Source organism: Paenibacillus sp. D51F (assembly GCF_053345695.1).
The window spans coordinates 317,719-336,101 of record NZ_JBKFAO010000005.1 but is presented as its reverse complement, the minus strand read 5'-3'; the positions used below and the strand labels follow the sequence as shown (position 1 = coordinate 336,101).

General features: G+C 55.8%; 21 protein-coding genes and 1 tRNA gene. 18 read left to right on the top strand and 4 right to left on the bottom strand.

Annotation, left to right across the window (positions count from 1 at the left end; translation table 11 throughout):
- The first annotated feature begins 86 nt into the window (after positions 1-86).
- The 7 genes from mnmG (at position 87) to ACLBWT_RS12275 (ending at position 7,781) form a co-directional block, all read left to right on the top strand.
- The gene (gene mnmG, locus ACLBWT_RS12305; protein ID WP_447663405.1) at positions 87-1,976 is read left to right on the top strand and encodes a tRNA uridine-5-carboxymethylaminomethyl(34) synthesis enzyme MnmG; all 1,890 of its coding nucleotides are present in this window, start codon (positions 87-89) and stop codon (positions 1,974-1,976) included.
- A complete protein-coding gene (gene rsmG / locus ACLBWT_RS12300) occupies positions 1,976-2,728 on the top strand; it encodes a 16S rRNA (guanine(527)-N(7))-methyltransferase RsmG (protein WP_447663404.1) in 753 nt (250 codons plus the stop codon). Before mnmG ends, rsmG begins: the two co-directional genes overlap by 1 nt.
- Before the next feature lie 431 nt (positions 2,729-3,159).
- A complete protein-coding gene (gene noc / locus ACLBWT_RS12295; protein ID WP_447663428.1) occupies positions 3,160-3,978 on the top strand; it encodes a nucleoid occlusion protein in 819 nt (272 codons plus the stop codon).
- A 342-nt stretch (positions 3,979-4,320) separates the two neighbouring features.
- Positions 4,321-5,094: a ParA family protein gene (locus ACLBWT_RS12290; protein WP_048744303.1), complete on the top strand. Its 774-nt coding sequence runs from the start codon at positions 4,321-4,323 to the stop codon at positions 5,092-5,094.
- Positions 5,075-5,917, top strand: a complete 843-nt coding sequence (locus ACLBWT_RS12285; protein ID WP_447663403.1) for a ParB/RepB/Spo0J family partition protein — start codon at positions 5,075-5,077, stop codon at positions 5,915-5,917. The genes ACLBWT_RS12290 and ACLBWT_RS12285 overlap by 20 nt, the downstream gene beginning before the upstream one ends.
- A 159-nt stretch (positions 5,918-6,076) precedes the next feature.
- A complete protein-coding gene (locus ACLBWT_RS12280) occupies positions 6,077-7,258 on the top strand; it encodes an aminotransferase class V-fold PLP-dependent enzyme (RefSeq protein ID WP_447663402.1) in 1,182 nt (393 codons plus the stop codon).
- Between the two features lie 16 nt (positions 7,259-7,274).
- Positions 7,275-7,781: a DUF4446 family protein gene (locus ACLBWT_RS12275; RefSeq protein WP_447663401.1), complete on the top strand. Its 507-nt coding sequence runs from the start codon at positions 7,275-7,277 to the stop codon at positions 7,779-7,781.
- Here ACLBWT_RS12275 and yyaC read toward each other — a convergent pair.
- Positions 7,756-8,346, bottom strand: coding sequence for a spore protease YyaC (gene yyaC / locus ACLBWT_RS12270; protein ID WP_447663400.1), 591 nt, complete (start codon positions 8,344-8,346; stop codon positions 7,756-7,758). The genes ACLBWT_RS12275 and yyaC overlap by 26 nt on opposite strands.
- A gap of 145 nt (positions 8,347-8,491) precedes the next feature.
- Here yyaC and ACLBWT_RS12265 point away from each other — a divergent pair, with 145 nt between their 5' ends.
- From ACLBWT_RS12265 to ACLBWT_RS12250, 4 genes are all read left to right on the top strand, one after another.
- The gene (locus ACLBWT_RS12265) at positions 8,492-8,731 is read left to right on the top strand and encodes a DUF3343 domain-containing protein (RefSeq protein ID WP_447663399.1); all 240 of its coding nucleotides are present in this window, start codon (positions 8,492-8,494) and stop codon (positions 8,729-8,731) included.
- 273 nt (positions 8,732-9,004) lie between these two features.
- A complete protein-coding gene (locus ACLBWT_RS12260) occupies positions 9,005-9,916 on the top strand; it encodes a mechanosensitive ion channel family protein (protein WP_447663398.1) in 912 nt (303 codons plus the stop codon).
- 85 nt (positions 9,917-10,001) lie between these two features.
- Entirely contained in the window at positions 10,002-10,232 is a 231-nt protein-coding gene (locus ACLBWT_RS12255; protein ID WP_021878902.1) for a DUF951 domain-containing protein, read from the top strand.
- A 142-nt stretch (positions 10,233-10,374) separates the two neighbouring features.
- Positions 10,375-10,465, top strand: a tRNA-Ser gene (locus ACLBWT_RS12250).
- A gap of 395 nt (positions 10,466-10,860) precedes the next feature.
- Here the strand turns inward: ACLBWT_RS12250 and ACLBWT_RS12245 are convergent.
- Positions 10,861-11,046: a YjzC family protein gene (locus tag ACLBWT_RS12245; protein WP_021878901.1), complete on the bottom strand. Its 186-nt coding sequence runs from the start codon at positions 11,044-11,046 to the stop codon at positions 10,861-10,863.
- A gap of 376 nt (positions 11,047-11,422) precedes the next feature.
- On the opposite strand from ACLBWT_RS12245, the gene rpsF reads away from it, so the two are divergent.
- From rpsF to rpsR, 3 genes are read left to right on the top strand one after another with little or no spacing between them, the layout of a single operon-like run.
- The gene (gene rpsF / locus ACLBWT_RS12240; RefSeq protein ID WP_048744296.1) at positions 11,423-11,707 is read left to right on the top strand and encodes a 30S ribosomal protein S6; all 285 of its coding nucleotides are present in this window, start codon (positions 11,423-11,425) and stop codon (positions 11,705-11,707) included.
- Between the two features lie 33 nt (positions 11,708-11,740).
- Positions 11,741-12,316: a single-stranded DNA-binding protein gene (gene ssb / locus ACLBWT_RS12235; protein ID WP_021878898.1), complete on the top strand. Its 576-nt coding sequence runs from the start codon at positions 11,741-11,743 to the stop codon at positions 12,314-12,316.
- 20 nt (positions 12,317-12,336) lie between these two features.
- A complete protein-coding gene (rpsR, locus tag ACLBWT_RS12230; RefSeq protein ID WP_447663397.1) occupies positions 12,337-12,615 on the top strand; it encodes a 30S ribosomal protein S18 in 279 nt (92 codons plus the stop codon).
- Between the two features lie 117 nt (positions 12,616-12,732).
- On the opposite strand, the gene ACLBWT_RS12225 is transcribed toward rpsR, so the two are convergent.
- Positions 12,733-14,073: a hemolysin family protein gene (locus ACLBWT_RS12225; protein ID WP_447663396.1), complete on the bottom strand. Its 1,341-nt coding sequence runs from the start codon at positions 14,071-14,073 to the stop codon at positions 12,733-12,735.
- Between the two features lie 239 nt (positions 14,074-14,312).
- Here ACLBWT_RS12225 and ACLBWT_RS12220 point away from each other — a divergent pair, with 239 nt between their 5' ends.
- Positions 14,313-15,074, top strand: a complete 762-nt coding sequence (locus ACLBWT_RS12220; RefSeq protein ID WP_447663395.1) for a DUF1836 domain-containing protein — start codon at positions 14,313-14,315, stop codon at positions 15,072-15,074.
- Between the two features lie 5 nt (positions 15,075-15,079).
- On the opposite strand, the gene ACLBWT_RS12215 is transcribed toward ACLBWT_RS12220, so the two are convergent.
- On the bottom strand, positions 15,080-15,433 hold the full coding sequence (locus ACLBWT_RS12215; RefSeq protein ID WP_447663394.1) for a DUF4870 domain-containing protein: 354 nt from the start codon (positions 15,431-15,433) through the stop codon (positions 15,080-15,082).
- A gap of 190 nt (positions 15,434-15,623) precedes the next feature.
- On the opposite strand from ACLBWT_RS12215, the gene ACLBWT_RS12210 reads away from it, so the two are divergent.
- The 3 genes from ACLBWT_RS12210 (at position 15,624) to ACLBWT_RS12200 (ending at position 18,373) form a co-directional block, all read left to right on the top strand.
- Entirely contained in the window at positions 15,624-16,742 is a 1,119-nt protein-coding gene (locus ACLBWT_RS12210; protein ID WP_447663393.1) for an LCP family protein, read from the top strand.
- 28 nt (positions 16,743-16,770) lie between these two features.
- Positions 16,771-17,181 (top strand): CBS domain-containing protein, encoded by a 411-nt coding sequence (locus tag ACLBWT_RS12205; RefSeq protein WP_447663392.1) that lies wholly within the window; start codon positions 16,771-16,773, stop codon positions 17,179-17,181.
- A 283-nt stretch (positions 17,182-17,464) separates the two neighbouring features.
- Positions 17,465-18,373: a DUF2232 domain-containing protein gene (locus ACLBWT_RS12200; protein ID WP_447663391.1), complete on the top strand. Its 909-nt coding sequence runs from the start codon at positions 17,465-17,467 to the stop codon at positions 18,371-18,373.
- Positions 18,374-18,383: the final 10 nt, after the last annotated feature.

Here is an 18,383-nt window from a genome sequence, read left to right as displayed (position 1 = left end):
GAAACTTGGTAAATGAAAACCACTTTTCATAAAAGAGGGAGAGGCGGACGGTAAATAGCGCCTTTCCGGCTCGGGAGGAAAAAAACATGACTTACCCTGCAGGACAATATGATGTTCTTGTAATCGGAGCTGGGCATGCGGGTTGCGAAGCGGCTTTGGCTGCAGCAAGAATGGGCTGCGAGACGCTGCTGCTCACGATCAATCTGGATATGGTCGCATTCATGCCGTGCAACCCGTCCATCGGCGGACCGGCCAAAGGCCATGTCGTGCGCGAGATCGATGCGCTCGGAGGCGAAATGGGCCGCAATATCGACAAGACCTATATTCAAATGAGGATGCTGAACACGGGGAAAGGTCCGGCCGTGCACGCGCTGCGCGCTCAAGCGGACAAGTTCTCGTACCAGCATATGATGAAGAAGACGATCGAGGAAACGCCGCATCTGACGCTTCGCCAGGGGATGGCGGAGGAGCTGATCGTCGAGGATGGAGCCTGCGTCGGCGTTGTGACGAAGACCGGAGCCGAGTACCGCGCCAAATCGGTCGTCGTTACGACCGGGACGTATTTGCGCGGCAAGGTCATCATGGGCGAGCTGATCTACGAAAGCGGTCCGAACAATCAGCAGCCGTCGATCAAGCTGTCCCAATCGCTCAAGGAGAACGGCTTCGAGCTCGTTCGCTTCAAGACGGGCACGCCCCCGCGCGTCCACAAGGACAGCATCGACTTCTCCAAGATGGAGATCCAGCCGGGGGATGCGATTCCTCAGTTCTTTTCCTTTGAAACCGAATATGCGGACAACGAGCAGCTGCCTTGCTGGCTGACCTACACTTCCGAGGATACCCATAAGATCATCAACGACAACCTGCACAGGGCGCCGATGTTCTCCGGAGTCATCGAGGGCACGGGACCGCGCTACTGTCCTTCCATCGAGGATAAGATCGTTCGCTTCGCAGACAAGCCGAAGCATCAGATTTTCCTCGAGCCTGAAGGCAAGGATACATCCGAGTATTACGTGCAAGGGCTGTCCACGAGCATGCCGGAGGATGTGCAGCTGAGCATTCTGCGTTCGATTCCAGGCCTGGAAAACGTCGAGATGATGCGGACCGGCTATGCCATCGAATACGATGCCGTCGTGCCGACCCAGCTGTGGCCTTCCCTGGAGACGAAAGTGCTGCCAGGTCTGTTTACCGCCGGCCAAATCAACGGCACCTCAGGCTACGAGGAAGCGGCTGGCCAAGGCATCATGGCCGGCATCAATGCGGCCCGCAAGGTGCAGGGCAAGGATCCGGTCGTCATTGACCGTTCCCAAGGCTATATCGGCGTTCTGATCGACGATCTCGTGACGAAGGGAACGAACGAGCCTTACCGCCTGCTTACATCGCGCGCGGAGTACCGCCTGCTGCTTCGGCATGACAATGCCGACCTGCGTCTGACCCCGACCGGTTATGAAATCGGATTGATTACGGAAGAGCGGCATGCCAAGTTCCAGGTGAAGAAAGGACGTGTCGAGGAGGAGCTGGCCCGCTTGAAGACGGTGAAGATCCGTCCCGAAGAAGCCCGGGAGCTGCTGGAGCAGGCTGGATCGGCTCCGCTGCAGGCGACGACCGACGCTCTAACCCTGCTCAGGCGTCCGGAACTGTCCTATGCCATCATCGAACCGCTGGCTGCGGCTCCATACGAGCTGACAGCGGATATGAAGGAACAGGTCGAAATCCAGATCAAATATGCGGGATATATCGATAAGCAGCTGCTTCAGGTCGAACGCCTCGGCAAAATGGAGAAGAAGAAGATTCCGGAAGGAATCGACTACAGCATCGTCCATGGACTTGCCATGGAAGCGAAGCAGAAGCTCTCGTCCATTCGTCCACTCAACATCGGACAAGCGAGCCGCATTTCCGGCGTGACCCCGGCGGATATTTCCATTCTGCTCGTTCATCTGGAGCATTATAATCGAGTGACGGCAGCGGGGAAAGCCTGATGGATGCAGTTCAGAAGTCATTTCACGAGCTTCTCGCCGCCCAAGGAATCGAGCTTGCGCCACATCAGCTGAACCAATTCGAGCGTTACTTCGAGCTGCTGGTGGAATGGAACGAGCGGATGAATCTGACCGGAATCACGGAGAGGGATGCGGTATTCGAAAAGCATTTCTACGACTCCCTCTCGCTTGCCTTCTATATGGATCTGTCCAAGGCGAAGAATCTGGCCGATATAGGATCGGGGGCGGGATTTCCAAGTATTCCCTTGAAAATCGCTTATCCTCATCTACAAATCACGATTGTCGACAGCTTGAACAAGCGGATTTCTTTCCTGCAGCATGTATGCGACGCGTTGGAATTGGAGGACGTGAAGTGCGTGCATGGCAGAGCCGAGGATATCGGCCGCCTTCAAGCGCACCGGGATCAATATGATGTTGTGACGGCGAGAGCGGTAGCGAGGCTCGCGGGCCTAGGCGAGCTGTGTCTGCCGTTCGCCGCCAAGGACGGCGTATTCGCAGCTATGAAGGGTGCCAATCCGCAAGAGGAGCTTGATGAGGCGGCGTACGCCTTGAAAGAACTCCGTGCCAAGGCAGAGCGGGTCGAAACGTTGAAGCTGCCGTTCGAGCAATCCGAGCGCGCCATCGTATTTATCCGCAAGACGGATCGGACGCCGGCGGCTTATCCGCGCAAAGCCGGAATTCCTTTGAAGCAGCCTCTTGTGCGTGGAATTTCACTGCTGAAGAAGCCTCGCTGATTGTTTCACGTGGAACAATGAAGATCGAGAAGAGGTTGCCGATTCCGTCCGTCCCTCAACGAGGGAACGGGAAGGCATGAAAACTTCTTGGAAATCCAAAATCAAGCAGGAAAACCTTCTTCCAAAAGCGAATTGGTGGAGAAAGATAGCACTGCGGATGCCGCTTGCTAAACGGCATCCGCACAAGGATATCCCCGTTGCTGGACAGACCTGCTAAAGCTGTCCGCCTATATCGGCCGTTCTCCGCAAGAGACACACTCCGATCTGCCCGTGCTGCATGATCATGCCGACCGGCCTCCTCAGCTTGGAGCTGAGCGAAGCTGCCTGGTGCCGCAACCATGACTTGGGGGCCAAGCACGACCCGCCGCGGCTGCAACACGGAAGAAACATCGAGGTCATGGGCACATTGAATTTCGGGTGGTTGAAGAATGATGAAGGAACAATTTTCACGGCTGTTCGGGTTGAATGACCAGAAGGCCGCTCTTGATGAAGTCAAGCAGATTCCGATTGGAAGCATCGATACGAGTCCCTATCAGCCCAGAACCGTCTTTGACGATGACAGGATCGAGGAACTCAGCCAGACGATCCGAACCCATGGCGTCATCCAGCCGATCGTCGTCCGGGTTCGCGGCGACCGCTACGAGATCATAGCAGGCGAGCGCCGGTGGCGCGCCGTCAGCAAGCTGGGTCTGGATACGGTGCCGGCCATTATTCGCGACTTCAACGATTCTCAAGCGGCCTCGATTGCCTTGATTGAGAACTTGCAGCGCGAAGGACTTTCCGCCATCGAGGAAGCGGTCGCTTACCAGAAGCTGATCGACCTGCACAGCCTTACCCAGGAAAGCCTCGCGCAGCGGCTCGGCAAGAGCCAATCGACAATTGCCAACAAGATCCGATTAATCGGTCTCAGCGAGCCGGTCAAAAGCGCCCTGATCGAACGGAAAATCACGGAACGCCACGCCCGTTCCTTGCTGGCCCTCGACACCGAGGAGCTGCAGCAGAAAGTGCTGGAAGACGTGCTCTCTAAAGAGCTCAACGTCAAGCAGACCGAGGCAAGAGTCGCCTTCTACAAGGAAGCATCCAAAACAAAAAAAGCGAAGCGGATCAGCTTCACGAAAGATGTCCGGCTTGCCCTCAACACGATCCGGCAATCCATCGAAATGGTTTCAGGTTCGGGCTTGCAGATCAAAACCGATGAAAAAGACCATGACGACCACTATGAGATTGTCATCCGGATTCCAAAACGATAATGTCGTATTCCGGCGCTGATTCCGTTATACTTATTACAGCAATCATTAATGATTAAACATAAGGGCATTCATACCGAATGATCAGCATGAGCGAACAGCATGATATAGCCCGCAGACTTATCCACGGAAAGCGGCAGCAGCCGCTTTTTTTCGTCCTGCCGGAAGGAATGACATTCAACTGGCCTCCTGCGCTTTACGCAGCGTGCATGCAGAGGATGACGGTCTCTAGCCGACAAGGGAATGAATCCTTCTCCAGCCTGAATGAAGGCGTGCTGATAAGGTTTGTGTCTTGGCCGCAGGGAAGTTCACGTTTGACTAGAATGGAACATTGAGGTGACAAGGTTGTCCAAAATCATTGCCATTACGAACCAGAAGGGCGGCGTCGGTAAAACGACGACATCCGTGAATCTGGGCGCTTGCCTGGCTTCCCTCGGCAAAAAGGTGCTGCTTGTCGATATCGATCCGCAGGGCAATACGACCAGCGGCGTAGGAATCAACAAAGCCGACGTGGAAAACAGTATTTATGACGTTCTTATCAATGAGGTCGATCCGCATGAAGCGGTGACGCCGACCGCGGTCCCCAATCTCTCCATTATTCCTGCGACGATTCAGCTTGCCGGGGCGGAGATCGAGCTGGTCCCGACTATATCCCGGGAAGTACGGCTGAAGAAGTCATTGTCGCAGTTGAAAAATGAATACGATTACGTCCTGATCGACTGCCCGCCGTCGCTCGGCATTTTGACCATCAATTCGCTGACGGCAGCCGATTCCGTCATCATTCCTATACAATGTGAATATTACGCGCTTGAAGGCCTAAGCCAGCTGCTCAATACAGTCCGTCTGGTCCAAAAGCATCTCAATACCTCGCTCGCAATCGAAGGCGTGCTGCTGACGATGTTCGATGCCCGCACGAACCTCGGGATCCAAGTCATCGAGGAAGTGAAAAAGTACTTCCAGCAGAAAGTGTACCAGACGATTATTCCGCGCAATGTGCGTCTCAGCGAGGCCCCTTCGCACGGACAAGCCATCATCACCTACGATCCGAAGTCCAAAGGAGCCGAAGTTTATCTTGAATTGGCGAAGGAAGTGATCCAGTATGAGCAAGCGGCTAGGTAGAGGACTGGATGCCCTCATTCCGTCTCTTTCGGTAAACGACGATGACAAGGTCATCGAAATCGATCTGAAGCAGCTGCGAGCCAACCCTTATCAGCCGCGGACGACGTTCCAGGATGAATCGATTCGCGAGCTTGCGGAATCCATCCGCCAGCACGGCGTTATTCAGCCGATCATCGTCAGAACGGTGCTGAAAGGCTATGAGATCATTGCAGGAGAGCGGCGTTGCCGAGCTTCCCAATTATGCGGCAACACGACCATTCCGGCTGTGGTGCGGAATTTCACGGATCAGCAGGTCATGGAGATCGCCTTGATCGAGAATCTGCAGCGGGAAGATCTCAATGCAATCGAACTCGCTGTCGCTTATCAGGCCATCATGGACAAGTTCGACCTGACGCAGGAAGAACTCTCTCTCAAGGTCGGCAAATCCCGCTCCCATATCGCCAATTTCCTGCGTATTCTCAGTCTGCCTGCGGATATCAAGGACAGTGTTTCACGTGGAACAATTTCCATGGGACATGCCAGAGCTCTCGTGGGCGTCAAGGAAGACAAGGTCCGTAAAGAGCTGGCCAAACAGATCATCAGCAATGAATGGAGCGTCCGCGAGCTGGAAAAGGCGATTCAGGATCTGGAGCATAAAAAGCCTGAGAAAGCCGTCGCCAAGCTGAAAAAGCGTGATCCTTACGTTGAATCTCTGGAGGAGACGCTGCGCGAACGGTTCAAAACAACCGTGAAGATCAAGGCGTCGAAGGACAAGGGGAAGATAGAGCTGTCCTACTACAATAAGCAGGATCTGGAAAGATTGCTCGACCTTCTCCAATCCTAACGAGTACGCTCCGAATAATGGGGTCAGGTGAATGAAAAAGGCTGCATGATACGGCATACCCAAGTTGTATTCTCTGGTTCCAGAGATTAAACTTAGGTATGCTGTTGTTTTTTGGACCTCTTTTCCATATTGAAGTCTACCTGAATTCGGAGGATAGCCATGACATCGAATAAGCCGGTTATTTATTTGGATCATGCGGCCACATCCTGGCCGAAGCCGCCGGCTGTGGCCGAGGCGATGATGGAAATCCTGCTGCATGGAACGGCGAATCCCGGCAGGGGCAGCCACCAGATGGCCGTTCAATCCGGGCGGGTTCTATTCGGAGCGCGCAAGAGGCTGGCAAAACTGTTCCGGATCGCGAATCCCAATGATATCTCCTTTGCAGCCAATACGACGGCAGCCTTGAATCTTGCGATCAAAGGCATGCTGAAGCCGGGAGATCATGTCATTGCGACGGCAGTCGAGCATAATTCCATACGCAGGCCGTTGGAGTATTTGAAGGCAAGCATGGGAATCGGGGTTACTTACATAGAGGCTACGCCGGAAGGGGAAGTCAAGCCGGAGCAAGTGGAGCAGGCTCTCACTTCGCGTACCGTCCTCGTGGCCGCTGCCCACAGCTCCAATCTGCTCGGGAGCATTCTGCCGGTCGGAGAGATCGGCTCCATAACCCGCAAAAGAGGGATTCCGCTGCTGGTCGACGCTGCTCAGTCTGCCGGCGTGCTGGACATCGATGTCGAGGCGATGGGAATCGACCTCCTTGCGTTTCCGGGCCATAAAGCGCTGCTCGGTCCGCAGGGAACCGGCGGCCTGTATATCCACCCCAGGCTTGATCCCGTCCCGCTGCTGCACGGGGGGACCGGAAGCCAGTCCGAATCGGCTGAGCAGCCGACGGTGAGGCCGGATCGTTATGAAGCGGGCACTCCGAATACGCCGGGAATCGCCGGACTTGCTGCGGGCGTCCAATATGTCATGGATCAGACGACGGCCGCAATCCATGCAAGAGAAACGGAGCTGGTCTCCTACCTGATGGAGGAGCTTGCATCCGTTCCGGGACTGAGGCTGCTGGGGCCGGCTGCAGGCAAGCCGAGGACAGGCATCGTCTCTCTTACGTTGGCTGGAGTCGAGGCATCGGAGCTGTCGTTCATCCTGGACCAGCATTACGGCATCGCCGTAAGGTCCGGCTATCATTGCACGCCGCTGGCGCATTACAGCGCGGGAACGGCCGAGACGGGAGCCGTCAGGGCAAGCGTCGGTTATTCTACAACCAAAGAGGACGCTGAATCGTTCCTAACAGCGATACGGGAAATCAGGTCACATTACCCCATGCAGGGACAGGGTTAGGAGAGCTAATGGAAAGATGAATGAATGGATGGATGCATGGATGGAGGCGCCTTATTACGGAGTTGCTATCGGACTGCTTGCTGTTGTCGTCGTGCTGCTTTTCATCTGGATCGCGGTTGTGGGCAAAAGGCTGTCGAAGCTGAGACGGCAGTATGTTCAAGTCATGGGCCAAACGGGCGTCACGAGTCTGGAAGATGTCATCGTCGGCCTCCGACTGTCTCTCGACGAGCAGCAGGACCGGCTGCAGGGCTACGGCCAGCAGCTGGCGGAGTTCGGACATCTGCTCAAGGACATGAAGGGGAAAATCGGCGTATTCCGCTACAATGCGTTCTCCAACCAGGGAAGCGACATGAGCTTCTCGGTGGCCATTGTCAACGAGGACAGCAGCGGTGTCGTGCTTACCGGCCTGCATGGCCGGGACGAGACGTATATGTACGCCAAGCCCCTGCAGCAGGGCAGCTCAGCCTATGCGCTTACGGAAGAGGAGCAAAAGGCGATCAGTCTTGCGTTGCAGCGTGAATAGAATAGGCTCTGACGCTGCCGATCGTATGATGAAGGACGTCTGACATCATGTCGGCCATCCTCATGACGAGATTCAGGCGCGTATTCTGCAGGACGAAATATTCCATGAATCCGCCTACGTTGACGATTCCGGTCATATGGATATCGCCTACAGGAGGCAGATCCTTGTTCACGCCGGCGCCGGGGCGGACAGGGCCGGGTCCGAGCTGGATGCACCCTACGCTGGACAGCTGGCCTAGACAGGCATCGATGCCGATGATGAAGGGCTTGGACACCTTGCGGTTGATTTCAAGCATCGTCTCCTCGAGATTCATCGCGTGAACGGGCTCGTCCAACGTGCCGAACAGCTCGAAATGAGGGCTGCTGTTCTTGGCCAGCTGGGTGCCGATGAGCGGTCCGAGGGCATCTCCCGTGGAACGGTCCGTCCCGATGCATACGACGACGATGCGGCGGTCAAGCGGAACAGGCTGGAGATGCAGATGAAGACGGCTGGCAAGCTGCTCGGCAGCATCGGACTCGGTATGGGGCACTTTCAGCAGCAGCTCTTTCATCACAGGTCGTTTCATAGAATCCCCTCCGCAAAAATGAATTGTTACTAGCTAGTATATGGTAGAGAGAACGGATTTATACTTGTACCATCCATCCGATATGCGCAAGCTCCGCGAGCGGGGCCTGCCTCCGGAGAGGATAGGTAAGGAGCCTAGCAAATTCATGCTGATCGCCTTCGATTCCACGCAGCAGGCGCTGCGGACCGAAATGCTGCTGGAGTACGCAGACATCGAGATCGATATTCGCCCGACGCCCAAGCAGATTACCGCCGGCTGCGCGCTGTCCATCGATTTTCCCGATGAGGAGCTGGCGCAGGTGCGGAAGATCATCGCCGAGGAGTCCGTCGACATCCGGGGCATCTTCCGCCAGACGGAGGACGGCTACGACGAGGTGCAGGAATAGGCGGCCTACCGGCGGCTCAGCGATCTCAGCGGACCAAGCAGCTGCTTGGTCCTGGCAGCCTCATCAACGAACCGTCCCGAGCCTTGGAAGGGCGGGCTGCCGTTCGCTGGCGGCTCACTGGCCAGCGCAAGGCGGCCAGGCGTGGATGGATGCGCTGCAATCGATCGACAGAATCATTGCGAGGCGCCCTTCCTGGGGCGCCTTATCCCTTTGCACAGACATGCCCGGCAAAGGCGGTTGCTGCCGCTCTGCCGGGTGGAAGGAGAGGTATAGATGAACCCCTATTTGACGAACGCAGCGGTAGAAAATGCAGCAAGTTCCGACAATGAAGGAACCCTCGCTTCTGCGGCCGATCAAGCGGCAGAAAAGACGAATGAGTTCCTCTCGGCGATGAAGGAGCAGTTCTCCTCAACGTTCTGGGTCGATTCGGGAATTATCCTGATCAAGATCGCCTTGATCCTGCTGATCGGCCGGCTTATCATCCTGATCGTCAACAAGTCGATCGATCGGATTCTGGAGCGGGAATCCAAAGTGCCGCTGCAGACGCGTCGCGTCGTCACGGTTGGCCGGCTGATGAAGAATGTCGCTTCCTATGTGGTGTATTTCATTACGGCGATGCTTGTGCTGCCCTTGGTCGGCATCCAGATCGGCCCGCTGCTGGCCGGCGCAGGCGTGCTTGGCCTGGCCATCGGCTTCGGCGCCCAGAGTCTGGTGAAGGACGTCATCACCGGATTCTTCATCATCCTGGAGGATCAGTTCGCCGTTGGAGACATCATTCAGACGGGAACCTATAAAGGCACCGTGGAGCTGATCGGCCTCCGTACGACGAGACTGAAGAGCTGGACCGGCGAAGTCCATATCATTCCGAATGGAACGATCGCGCAGGTGACGAACTATTCGCGGAACAACTCGCTCGCGGTCATCGATGTAGACATGCCCAATGCAGACAGGCTGGATGAGACGGTCGCATTGGTCAAGGACATGCTTGCCGGCATGGAGAACGCCAACCTCGTCAAGCCTCCGGAGCTGCTCGGCATATCCTCCATGACGACTGCGGAGTACAAGCTGCGCATCGTGGCGGAATGCATGCCGAACACGGAGGCTTCCGTGACCAGGCAGATCAATATGGACTTGCAGCGCTTGCTGCGGGAGCGTGAAGACGAGCAGCAAGATGCGCTGGCTTGATCTCACAGCCCATGGTAAGATGAAGGGAACTTACCGCTGGGGCGGCCGCCCGGCTGTGATCAAGCGCTGAAGGGGGAATGAAGCGATGGAACGCAAGCAATTCGAGCTTGGCGATGTCGTGCTGATGAAGAAGCCGCATCCATGTGGAACGAATGAAATGGAGATCATTCGGATGGGAATGGATATCCGCATCAAGTGCACCGGATGCAAGCACAGCGTCCTGATCCCCCGGGCGAAGTTCGAGAAGAACATGAAAAAGGTGCTTCGTTCCGCTGCGCCGGAGGACAGGCAAGGGGAGAGCGGATCGGCTTCCTGAACGCCTGAACGCTGACGAACGGGAGCGGGGAGCAGAAATGCTCGGTCGTGACGGCATCTTGGGCTCGGCCGTACGAATTGTCAGACTTTTCACATGCTCTTGCGTACGATAGACCTGCTATGGTATGATAATTTTTGCTTGCGGAGAGGTACCCAAGTGGCCCAAGGGGGCTGACTCGAAATCAGTTAGGCGTCGCAAGGCGTGCGTGGGTTCGAATCCCACCCTCTCCGCCATAACATTGCATCTAACGCGGCTCTTTGCAAGAGCCGCTTTTTTGCGTCTATTTTTACTTGCCGGACTTTACCTGCAGATACGGAAAAGAGGACCCTTGCGGGTCCTCTTCCGACGGCGCTTAATGGAGTTCGCAATTCAAGCTGCACTTCCCTCATCGAAATCCGGAATGCCGCCCGGCAATGGATGTCTAGCGACTTCCCTGCCTGCTGCGGCGATGTCCCTGCAGACAAATGTCTTTGGCACAACCCCTCGCTTCTATGCGTTCATGTACGTGCTTTCCCTGCAGTGTCCTTACGCTTTTTACGGCCAACGGAACCACACCCTCATCTTGTCGCGCCGTCAAGGATAGTATGGGCGGAGACCGGCTGCCTTATTCACCCGATCAGAAATAAAATCAGACCTTCGGCATTTTCACCCAGACTCGGTTGTGGTTCGAGGTTTTCGGGAAATGCTGCCCCTTCTTGAGCGAGATCTTCTTGGGGTGAGAGATCCCCATGTGGAAGGAGTCCTCGCCGGCCTCCATGTACCATCCGTCGTTCGGAGCCTTGAAGCCTTGTTCAAACTTGGTGCGTTCGCCCATTACGATTCACCTCGTCCGCGGATTTTCCGACCGCCCATGTCCGTTGCGGACATGACGCGCCGGACTTATAGTTTCGGCTTCCCGGGAGCGAATCATCAGCGGCAATTATTCGCATGGATAGGGGAAGAGAAGGCTTGACCCGGTCGTTTCCTTGACCATGGCAACGGTTTTCGAGCCATAGAAACCGCTTGTCGGAGCGTACAGGCGGAAGATGCTCAAATGCCGTTCAAAATCTGGAAGCAGCCTCCGCTCAGCTTGCATCGTACAAGCTGTTCTGATATAGTAGGTGGGTATGCGAGTTAGAGTTAAGTCTCTCGCTCCTTGCTCTTATGCTTAGGCAGAAAGGGCCGCTTAGTCCAAGAGGAGGTGAATCAAAGTGCGCAAATACGAAGTGATGTACATCATTCGTCCAGAGACGGAGCAAGAAACCGTTCAAGCTCTCGTCGAAAAGTTCAATGGCATCATCAACAATGGCGGAGAAGTTACCAAGTCCGATGTTCTCGGCAAGCGCCGTCTTGCGTATGAGATCAACAAGATTCGTGACGGCATCTACGTTCTCGTCCACTTCAACGGAACCAACGAAGTGATCAACGAGCTGGATCGCGTCATCAAAATCACGGATGATGTTATCCGTTACCTGATCGTCAAAGACGTAGCGTAAGCCAAGATTGTTTGAACTTGGGAGGCGGGTACGATGTTGAACCGTGTCATTCTGATTGGCAGATTGACCAAAGATCCAGAACTTCGCTATACCCCATCCGGCGTGGCGGTAACGCAATTCACGCTGGCGGTAGACCGGCCCTTCAACAGCCAGTCCGGGGAACGCGAGGCCGATTTCATTCCGATTGTCACGTGGAGGCAGCTTGCCGAGACGTGCGCCAACTATCTGCGCAAAGGCCGTCTGACGGCGGTTGAAGGCCGGATGCAGGTGAGGAACTACGAGAACAATGAAGGCAAGCGCGTCTATGTGACGGAGATTATTGCCGACAATGTCCGTTTCCTTGAATCCGGTAACCGCGATGGCGGTTCGCGTGAAGAAGGCTCGTACAATGCAGGAGGAAGCGGCGGCTACAGCGGTGGAAGCGGCAATGGCGGCGGAAGCGGCAGCAGCGGTGGCGGATACGGCGGCGGCCAGTCGAGCGGCGGCAACCAAGGCGGAGGTTCCTACGGGGGCAATCGCGGCGGTGGTGGAGGTTCTCAGGGAAACCGGGATCCATTCTCGGATGACGGACGCCCCATCGACATCTCCGAAGATGATTTGCCATTCTAACTAGAAAGGACGGATAAACCATGGGATTCAAGCAAAGAGAAGACGGCGGCGAGCGTCCAGAACGCAAATTCCGCAAAGGCGGCCGTAACAAGCGCCGTAAAGTCTGCTACTTCACCGTGAACAAAATCAAGCACATTGATTACAAGGACACGGATCTGCTCCGGAAATTCATCAGCGAGCGCGGCAAAATTCTGCCACGCCGTGTTACGGGTACGAGCGCGAAATACCAGCGCGCCCTGACGACCGCTATCAAGCGTTCGCGTCAAGTTGCACTGATGCCATATACGACGGACAACTAAGCCGTTGCGACAACAGCTCTTCCGGGTTTCCGGAGGGGCTGTTTTTAGTTTGCCTGGATAGCCGCTTCGGCATGCAAAAAAAAGCCCCGCGCATAAGAGCGCAGGGCTGCAAGCTGATCAGTTTTCTTGATCATGAAGCTCAGGAGTATCTTCGAACTCATCGGCCGAATCGCGGATGATCATCTCGACCTTGCGGATCCGGTTCTTGCTCGCTTCGCGGATGATGAAGGTCATGTTGTCGAACTCGTATCGGAATCCGGGCTTCGGCGACGGGATGCGGGCGTAGAGCCAGCCTCCGATCGTATCGGTGTCTTCGTCGTTGAAGTCATGTCTGACCATATGTCCAAGCTCATCGAGGGAGACTTTGCCGTCCAGCAGGTAGCAGTTCTCCTCCAGCTTCTCGATCTCGCGGCGCTCGTCTTCATCGAACTCGTCGCGGATCTCGCCGACGATCTCCTCCAGAATGTCCTCGATCGTGATCAGGCCGGACGTGCCGCCGTACTCATCCACAAGAATGGCGATATGCACGCGGTCGCGCTGCATGCGCTGCAGAAGCTGCTTGACCGGGATGCTCTCCGGCACCGACAGGACGGGGTGAATGAGATCTTTCATCTTGAATTCCTTGTCTTCCTGATAAGTCAGGAAGAGCTGCTTCGTATTGATCATGCCGACGATGTTGTCCTTGCTCTCGGTAGCGACAGGGAAGCGGGTATATTGTTCACGCTGGATGACAGCCAGGTTCTCTTCGCGGGTATGGTTCGTGAACAGGCAGACCATATCGGTGCGGGGCACCATGATCTCTCTGGCAACCATTTCATCGAAAGCGAAGATCCGGCTGACATAGCCGTATTCAGTCGTGTTGATCTTGCCGCTCTGGAGGCTTTCGCTCAGAATGATCTGAATTTCCTCTTCCGAGTGGGCGTCCTCATGCTCCTTGGCGGGATGCAGGCCGAACAGGCGGATCAGGCCGTTGGCGGAGCCGTTCAGCACCCAGATGAACGGGTAGAGCACTTTATGGAACAGGATGATCGGCTTGGCAACGAGAAAGCTGATGAATTCGGCTTTTTGGATCGCCCAGGATTTGGGGGCCAGTTCGCCGACGACCACATGAAGATAGGTCACGATGACAAAAGCGATCAAGAAGGACAGTAAGCTACTCAGCCTCTCATTCAATTCGAAGTGAGTGAATAGCGGATGCAGCAGCTTTTCAATGGTCGGTTCGCCGAGCCAGCCAAGACCGAGGGCGGTAATGGTGATACCGAGCTGACAGGCGGACAGGTAACCGTCCAAGTTGCTGGTAACGCGCTGCACGGCTAAGGCGCCTTTGCGGCCTTCAAGCACCAGCTGATTGACGCGGCTGGGGCGGATTCGGATAATGGCGAATTCCGTTGCTACAAAGAAGGCGGTCAAAAAGATAAGCAAAGCCACCAAAGCCAAATTTAAGCCTATACTGTCCATTCGTGTACATCGACATCCTTTTCATCTTAGAATAAGTTCTTATGAACCAGTATAACGAACTTGTGGAGCTCTCTTCAACTGTTTGAAAAGGCCTTGCCGGACGGTATAAGCTCATGAGCGGTCTTTGTCGTGCAGGAATAAGCTCTTTTCATGCCCGCGCTTGCCTTTACAGGCTTATTTGCGGGCTTTATGATAGGTTCATATGATCGGATAACGAATCCGAAGGGAGGAAAGCGGCAGTGGAATCATTTCTGCTTAAGCGCAGCGAAATGGCGGAGCTACTCATGTCCTTGGACGGGAAGGGTGACCACACCCCGATTCAGATCGTCCAGCAGGCTTGGAAAAAAGGCCATCGCAAGCAAGTAAGCTCGGGCAGGGCACTGCCGGCGTTCCTGTCCACGGATTGGCCGGCCGTTCTGGAGAAGCTAATGAAGGGTCAGGGGCTCAAGGGAATGTCCCTCCAGGAAGTTGCGGCTCTCGGTCAGCTGATTCCTTACGCGGGCCTTTCCATCACCGCCATGCAGAACTGGGTCAAGCGGGACTTCAAGCGGTTCTTTGAATCGCCCAAAGCCGGCAAGAAGTACTCGCTTGAACAGGCGGCGCTTCTATTCATTATCGATGATCTGAAGGCCAGTCTGGATTTTGAGTCCATCCGCAAGCTTCTGGGCCGGCTGTTCGGCTGCGGAGGAGAGAAAAGCCTTCTCAGCCCCGTGGACTTTTACCAAGCTTATTCTGCTCTATTTGAAGAATTGGATGCTGACGGAGATCAAATTCTTGACGCGGCTCCCTCGGAGACCGTGTCCGGCAACGGCATGGAGAGCAGCCTGGAGACCAAGGCAAGGGAAGGAGCAAGCCGCTATATAAGCGGCTTGTCCGGCTTGGATGAAGCGGAGGCCGAAGCGCTCGGCAATCTGCTGCTGATCGCCGTATTCTCCGTCCAGGCCGCCTATTTCCATTCCCTGTCGAGAAGGTACTGCAACGCCACGCTGTTCCTGAATTGACCTGGCTAGAACTCGCCGCTGATCATCTCGGCCCAGTCCCCGAGTACGGGAAGCCGGGCCTGCTTGCCCTGCAAGGAAACGATCATGAGGCCGATCCAGACCAGCAAGGCGAGCGGAGCGAGCAATCCTCCCAGCAGCCAGCCGATGACGGGTATGAGGGCGAAAACCATGCTCAGGCATAGGTAAGCCGCGGAGAATAGGATGGATTGCACGGCATGGAAGCGGACATACCGGCTCTTCTTTTCCAATAGAAGGAGCAGGAAGGCTCCGACGAAGCTGCCGAGATAACCGAGGAAAGCGGCCAGCCGCGGATCGAGGCCGATGGAAGACGGATCGGGTCTTCTTGGAGAAGGGTGCATGTCCAGGCTCCTTTTCCATAAAATACAGTCATTAGGCCATGTTTATGTGCATTGGCGCGCGGGTATGCGATGGATACAGGGGTATTTGCGGGCAAGTTTTAAGCAATTTGTAACTATTCTTTAAGGTTACTCGTCTACAGTTAAGCTAAAATGAATAAGCCGTGCACCCTCAGCAGAAAGGAATTCACCCATGAAACCCAAAAAATCTCGCGCCCGCAAGGCGTGGACATGGACGGCTTCCGTCCTGGCCGTCGTTCTCGTTCTGGGAACCGTAGGCTATTTCAACCGGACTACTCTCGCCTTATGGGGCTTTGATATGTTTCTTTCCAAAAAAGTGGAGAGGCAGCTTGCGGACTCGTACCAGCCGACCGTCGACAGCAAGCTTCCTGAAGCCAATCCCGTGAAATATCAAAAAGCCGACCCGTACTCTGTCCTCCTCCTTGGAGTGGATGCGCGCGGCGCCGAGCAAGGACGCTCGGATACGATGATGTTTACGGTCGTGCGTCCTTCCGATGGAGCGATCCTGATGGTCTCCATGCCGCGCGACACCTACACGGAGATCGTCGGCAAGGACAAGAAGGACAAAATCACGCATGCCTATGCATTCGGCGGAGCCAAAATGGCCGTCGACACGGTGGAGAACCTGCTCGGCAACCAGGTCGATTATTATGCCGCAGTCAACTTCGAGGGCTTCCGCAACCTGATCGACGCGATGGGCGGCATTCCGCTGCCGGTCGAGAAGGATCTCGTCAACAAGGAAGCCGATCATGAGAAGTTCGTCGTCAAGGCCGGGCAGAGCAAGTACAACGGCACCGACGCGCTCAACTTCGTCCGCTACCGCGAAGATGCCGGCGGGGACATCAGCCGCACCGAGCGCCAGCAGGCGTTCGTTGAATCGATCATGGACGAGGCTTCAAGCGTATCCTCATGGACGCGCATTCCGGAATTCGTCGGCATCATGGGCAAAAACTTCGCGACCGACATTCCGCCATCCGAGATGATCGACAAAGCCAAGGCGATGCTGCAAAGCGGCAACCGCGCCATTTATACCCACACGCTCAAGGGCGAAGGGCATAAGCTTAACGAGAATGGGGCCTGGTACTACTTTGCCGACGAGAAAGACGTTGAAGCGAGCAAGAAGCTGATCGCCGACTGGATGAACAAATCCTTGACGATGGAGCAGCTGACGGGCGCCGCATCGAAGGACAGCGAAACGCTGGACGCCGCCTCGGGGTCGACCAACGATGCCAAGAGCGGATCCGGCAAAGGACCGGAGGTCACGACGGCTTCTTCCGATGAGAACCAGTGACCTTCTCCAAGATAGGAGAAGCTGAGAAATGAATATTGCTTTTTTTCTTCTGCCCAAGGCAGAGACGATTACACTGACGCTTGAAGCGACGCTTCGGCAGACGCTGGAGAAGATGGAGTACCATCGTTATACGGCGGTGCCGATTTTGGACAAGAACGGCGCGTACGCGGCCACGGTGACGGAGGGCGACCTTCTCTGGTTCATGAAGAACGAGAATCTCAGCTTCGAGCAGACCAGCCGCGCCACCTTGTCGGAGGTTCCGATGCGAGTGAGGAACAAGCCGGTCCGGATCGATGCCAACATGGAGGATCTCATCTCGCTTGCCAAGGTTCAGAACTTCGTGCCGGTCGTCGACGACATGCAGCGCTATATCGGCATCGTTCGGCGCAGCGACATCATCGACTATTGCGCCAAATCCATCTTCCAGGAGAAATCCTGAAGCAAGCTTCCTGCATGCCCTGCCGCGTTTGCGGCAGGGCATTTTTTGCCGCGGATCCAAGCTGCCGCAGCAGCGCGGTCGGGCCGGAATTCGCCGGCAGCCAATTACCGGACGGCGGCTGGAACGGCGGGGCGTCCCGCAGGAGAAGAGAGGCAGGCAATCCCGGCGGTTCGGGCGTAGCTTGCAGCGGGTGGATTTGTGTTATAATGAGAGGTACAGCTTCCTGCGTTTTTTGCCGGGAGGCGCTTAGATAGACCTTTATTAATCCAAGAGGTGAACGGGTTTGAAATTCGGTGGGAAATCCATCCTGTGGAGCGCTATTGCTCTCTTGCTGCTGCTCTCTATGGGAGTGCCGCTGCTGAACTGGTTGACCGTCGCCTTGATCATGGTGCCGTTCGTGGTTCTATACGCCACTTTGTCCAGAGGAATGTTCGCCGCTCATATCGTGCCGGTATTGCTGATCGCCTTTTTCGTGCCGGGAAGCGGACCAGCCTCTGTCATTATCGGACTCTTCTTTCTCGTACCCGCGATCGTCATGGGCCACCATTACCGGCAAGGCAAGCCCGTCCGCAGAACCATGACGGCGGTGCTGCTCACGATACTCGGGCTGGCGCTGGTCGAGCTGCTCGTGTTCGAGTCGGTATTCGGCGTCTCTCTGATCCGCGAAATGCAGGACCGGATCCAGGATATGCTCGGCAACGTGGCGAGCCAAGGCATGATGTCGGATATTTGGACGCCGGAGAATACCGATATGGTCGTGAAGATGACCGTACAGGCGATTCCTCAGGCGCTGCTCTTGATGGCGTTCGCGGCAACGGCTGTCGCGCAGTATTTGTCCCGGAGGGCGCTAGCCGGCTTCGGCATGGCTGTCCCGGGAATGCCGCCCGCCCATGAATGGCGCTTGCCCCGGGTGCTCGTCACGTATTATCTGATTGCGCTGGTCGTGCAGATGTTCATCCCGGCCGGGGACAGCTCGTTCCTGTCGGTAGCTCTGATGAACCTGGTTCCGCTGCTTCGCATGGCCTTTACGGTCCAGGCGATGGGCTTTTTCTTCTTCCTGGCGCATCAGAAGGGCTGGGCGAAGCCCGTTCCGGTCATCATCAGCATCATCCTGCTCATCTTCCCTCCGCTCAGCCTGATCGGAGTGCTGGATGCGGCCTTCCCGATCCGCAAGTCGTTCCAGAAACATTGAACAGGGGCGT

Excerpts from the sequence above, each read along its gene's own strand:
- mnmG (WP_447663405.1), top strand. The coding sequence starts at position 87 with ATGACTTACCCTGCAGGACAATATGATGTTCTTGTAATCGGAGCTGGG.
- rsmG (WP_447663404.1), top strand. The coding sequence starts at position 1,976 with ATGGATGCAGTTCAGAAGTCATTTCACGAGCTTCTCGCCGCCCAAGGA.
- noc (WP_447663428.1), top strand. The coding sequence starts at position 3,160 with ATGAAGGAACAATTTTCACGGCTGTTCGGGTTGAATGACCAGAAGGCC.
- ACLBWT_RS12285 (WP_447663403.1), top strand. The coding sequence starts at position 5,075 with ATGAGCAAGCGGCTAGGTAGAGGACTGGATGCCCTCATTCCGTCTCTT.
- ACLBWT_RS12280 (WP_447663402.1), top strand. The coding sequence starts at position 6,077 with ATGACATCGAATAAGCCGGTTATTTATTTGGATCATGCGGCCACATCC.
- ACLBWT_RS12275 (WP_447663401.1), top strand. The coding sequence starts at position 7,275 with ATGAATGAATGGATGGATGCATGGATGGAGGCGCCTTATTACGGAGTT.
- yyaC (WP_447663400.1), bottom strand. The coding sequence starts at position 8,346 with ATGAAACGACCTGTGATGAAAGAGCTGCTGCTGAAAGTGCCCCATACC.
- ACLBWT_RS12265 (WP_447663399.1), top strand. The coding sequence starts at position 8,492 with ATGCTGATCGCCTTCGATTCCACGCAGCAGGCGCTGCGGACCGAAATG.
- ACLBWT_RS12260 (WP_447663398.1), top strand. The coding sequence starts at position 9,005 with ATGAACCCCTATTTGACGAACGCAGCGGTAGAAAATGCAGCAAGTTCC.
- ACLBWT_RS12255 (WP_021878902.1), top strand. The coding sequence starts at position 10,002 with ATGGAACGCAAGCAATTCGAGCTTGGCGATGTCGTGCTGATGAAGAAG.
- ACLBWT_RS12245 (WP_021878901.1), bottom strand. The coding sequence starts at position 11,046 with ATGGGCGAACGCACCAAGTTTGAACAAGGCTTCAAGGCTCCGAACGAC.
- ssb (WP_021878898.1), top strand. The coding sequence starts at position 11,741 with ATGTTGAACCGTGTCATTCTGATTGGCAGATTGACCAAAGATCCAGAA.
- rpsR (WP_447663397.1), top strand. The coding sequence starts at position 12,337 with ATGGGATTCAAGCAAAGAGAAGACGGCGGCGAGCGTCCAGAACGCAAA.
- ACLBWT_RS12225 (WP_447663396.1), bottom strand. The coding sequence starts at position 14,073 with ATGGACAGTATAGGCTTAAATTTGGCTTTGGTGGCTTTGCTTATCTTT.
- ACLBWT_RS12215 (WP_447663394.1), bottom strand. The coding sequence starts at position 15,433 with ATGCACCCTTCTCCAAGAAGACCCGATCCGTCTTCCATCGGCCTCGAT.
- ACLBWT_RS12210 (WP_447663393.1), top strand. The coding sequence starts at position 15,624 with ATGAAACCCAAAAAATCTCGCGCCCGCAAGGCGTGGACATGGACGGCT.
- ACLBWT_RS12205 (WP_447663392.1), top strand. The coding sequence starts at position 16,771 with ATGAATATTGCTTTTTTTCTTCTGCCCAAGGCAGAGACGATTACACTG.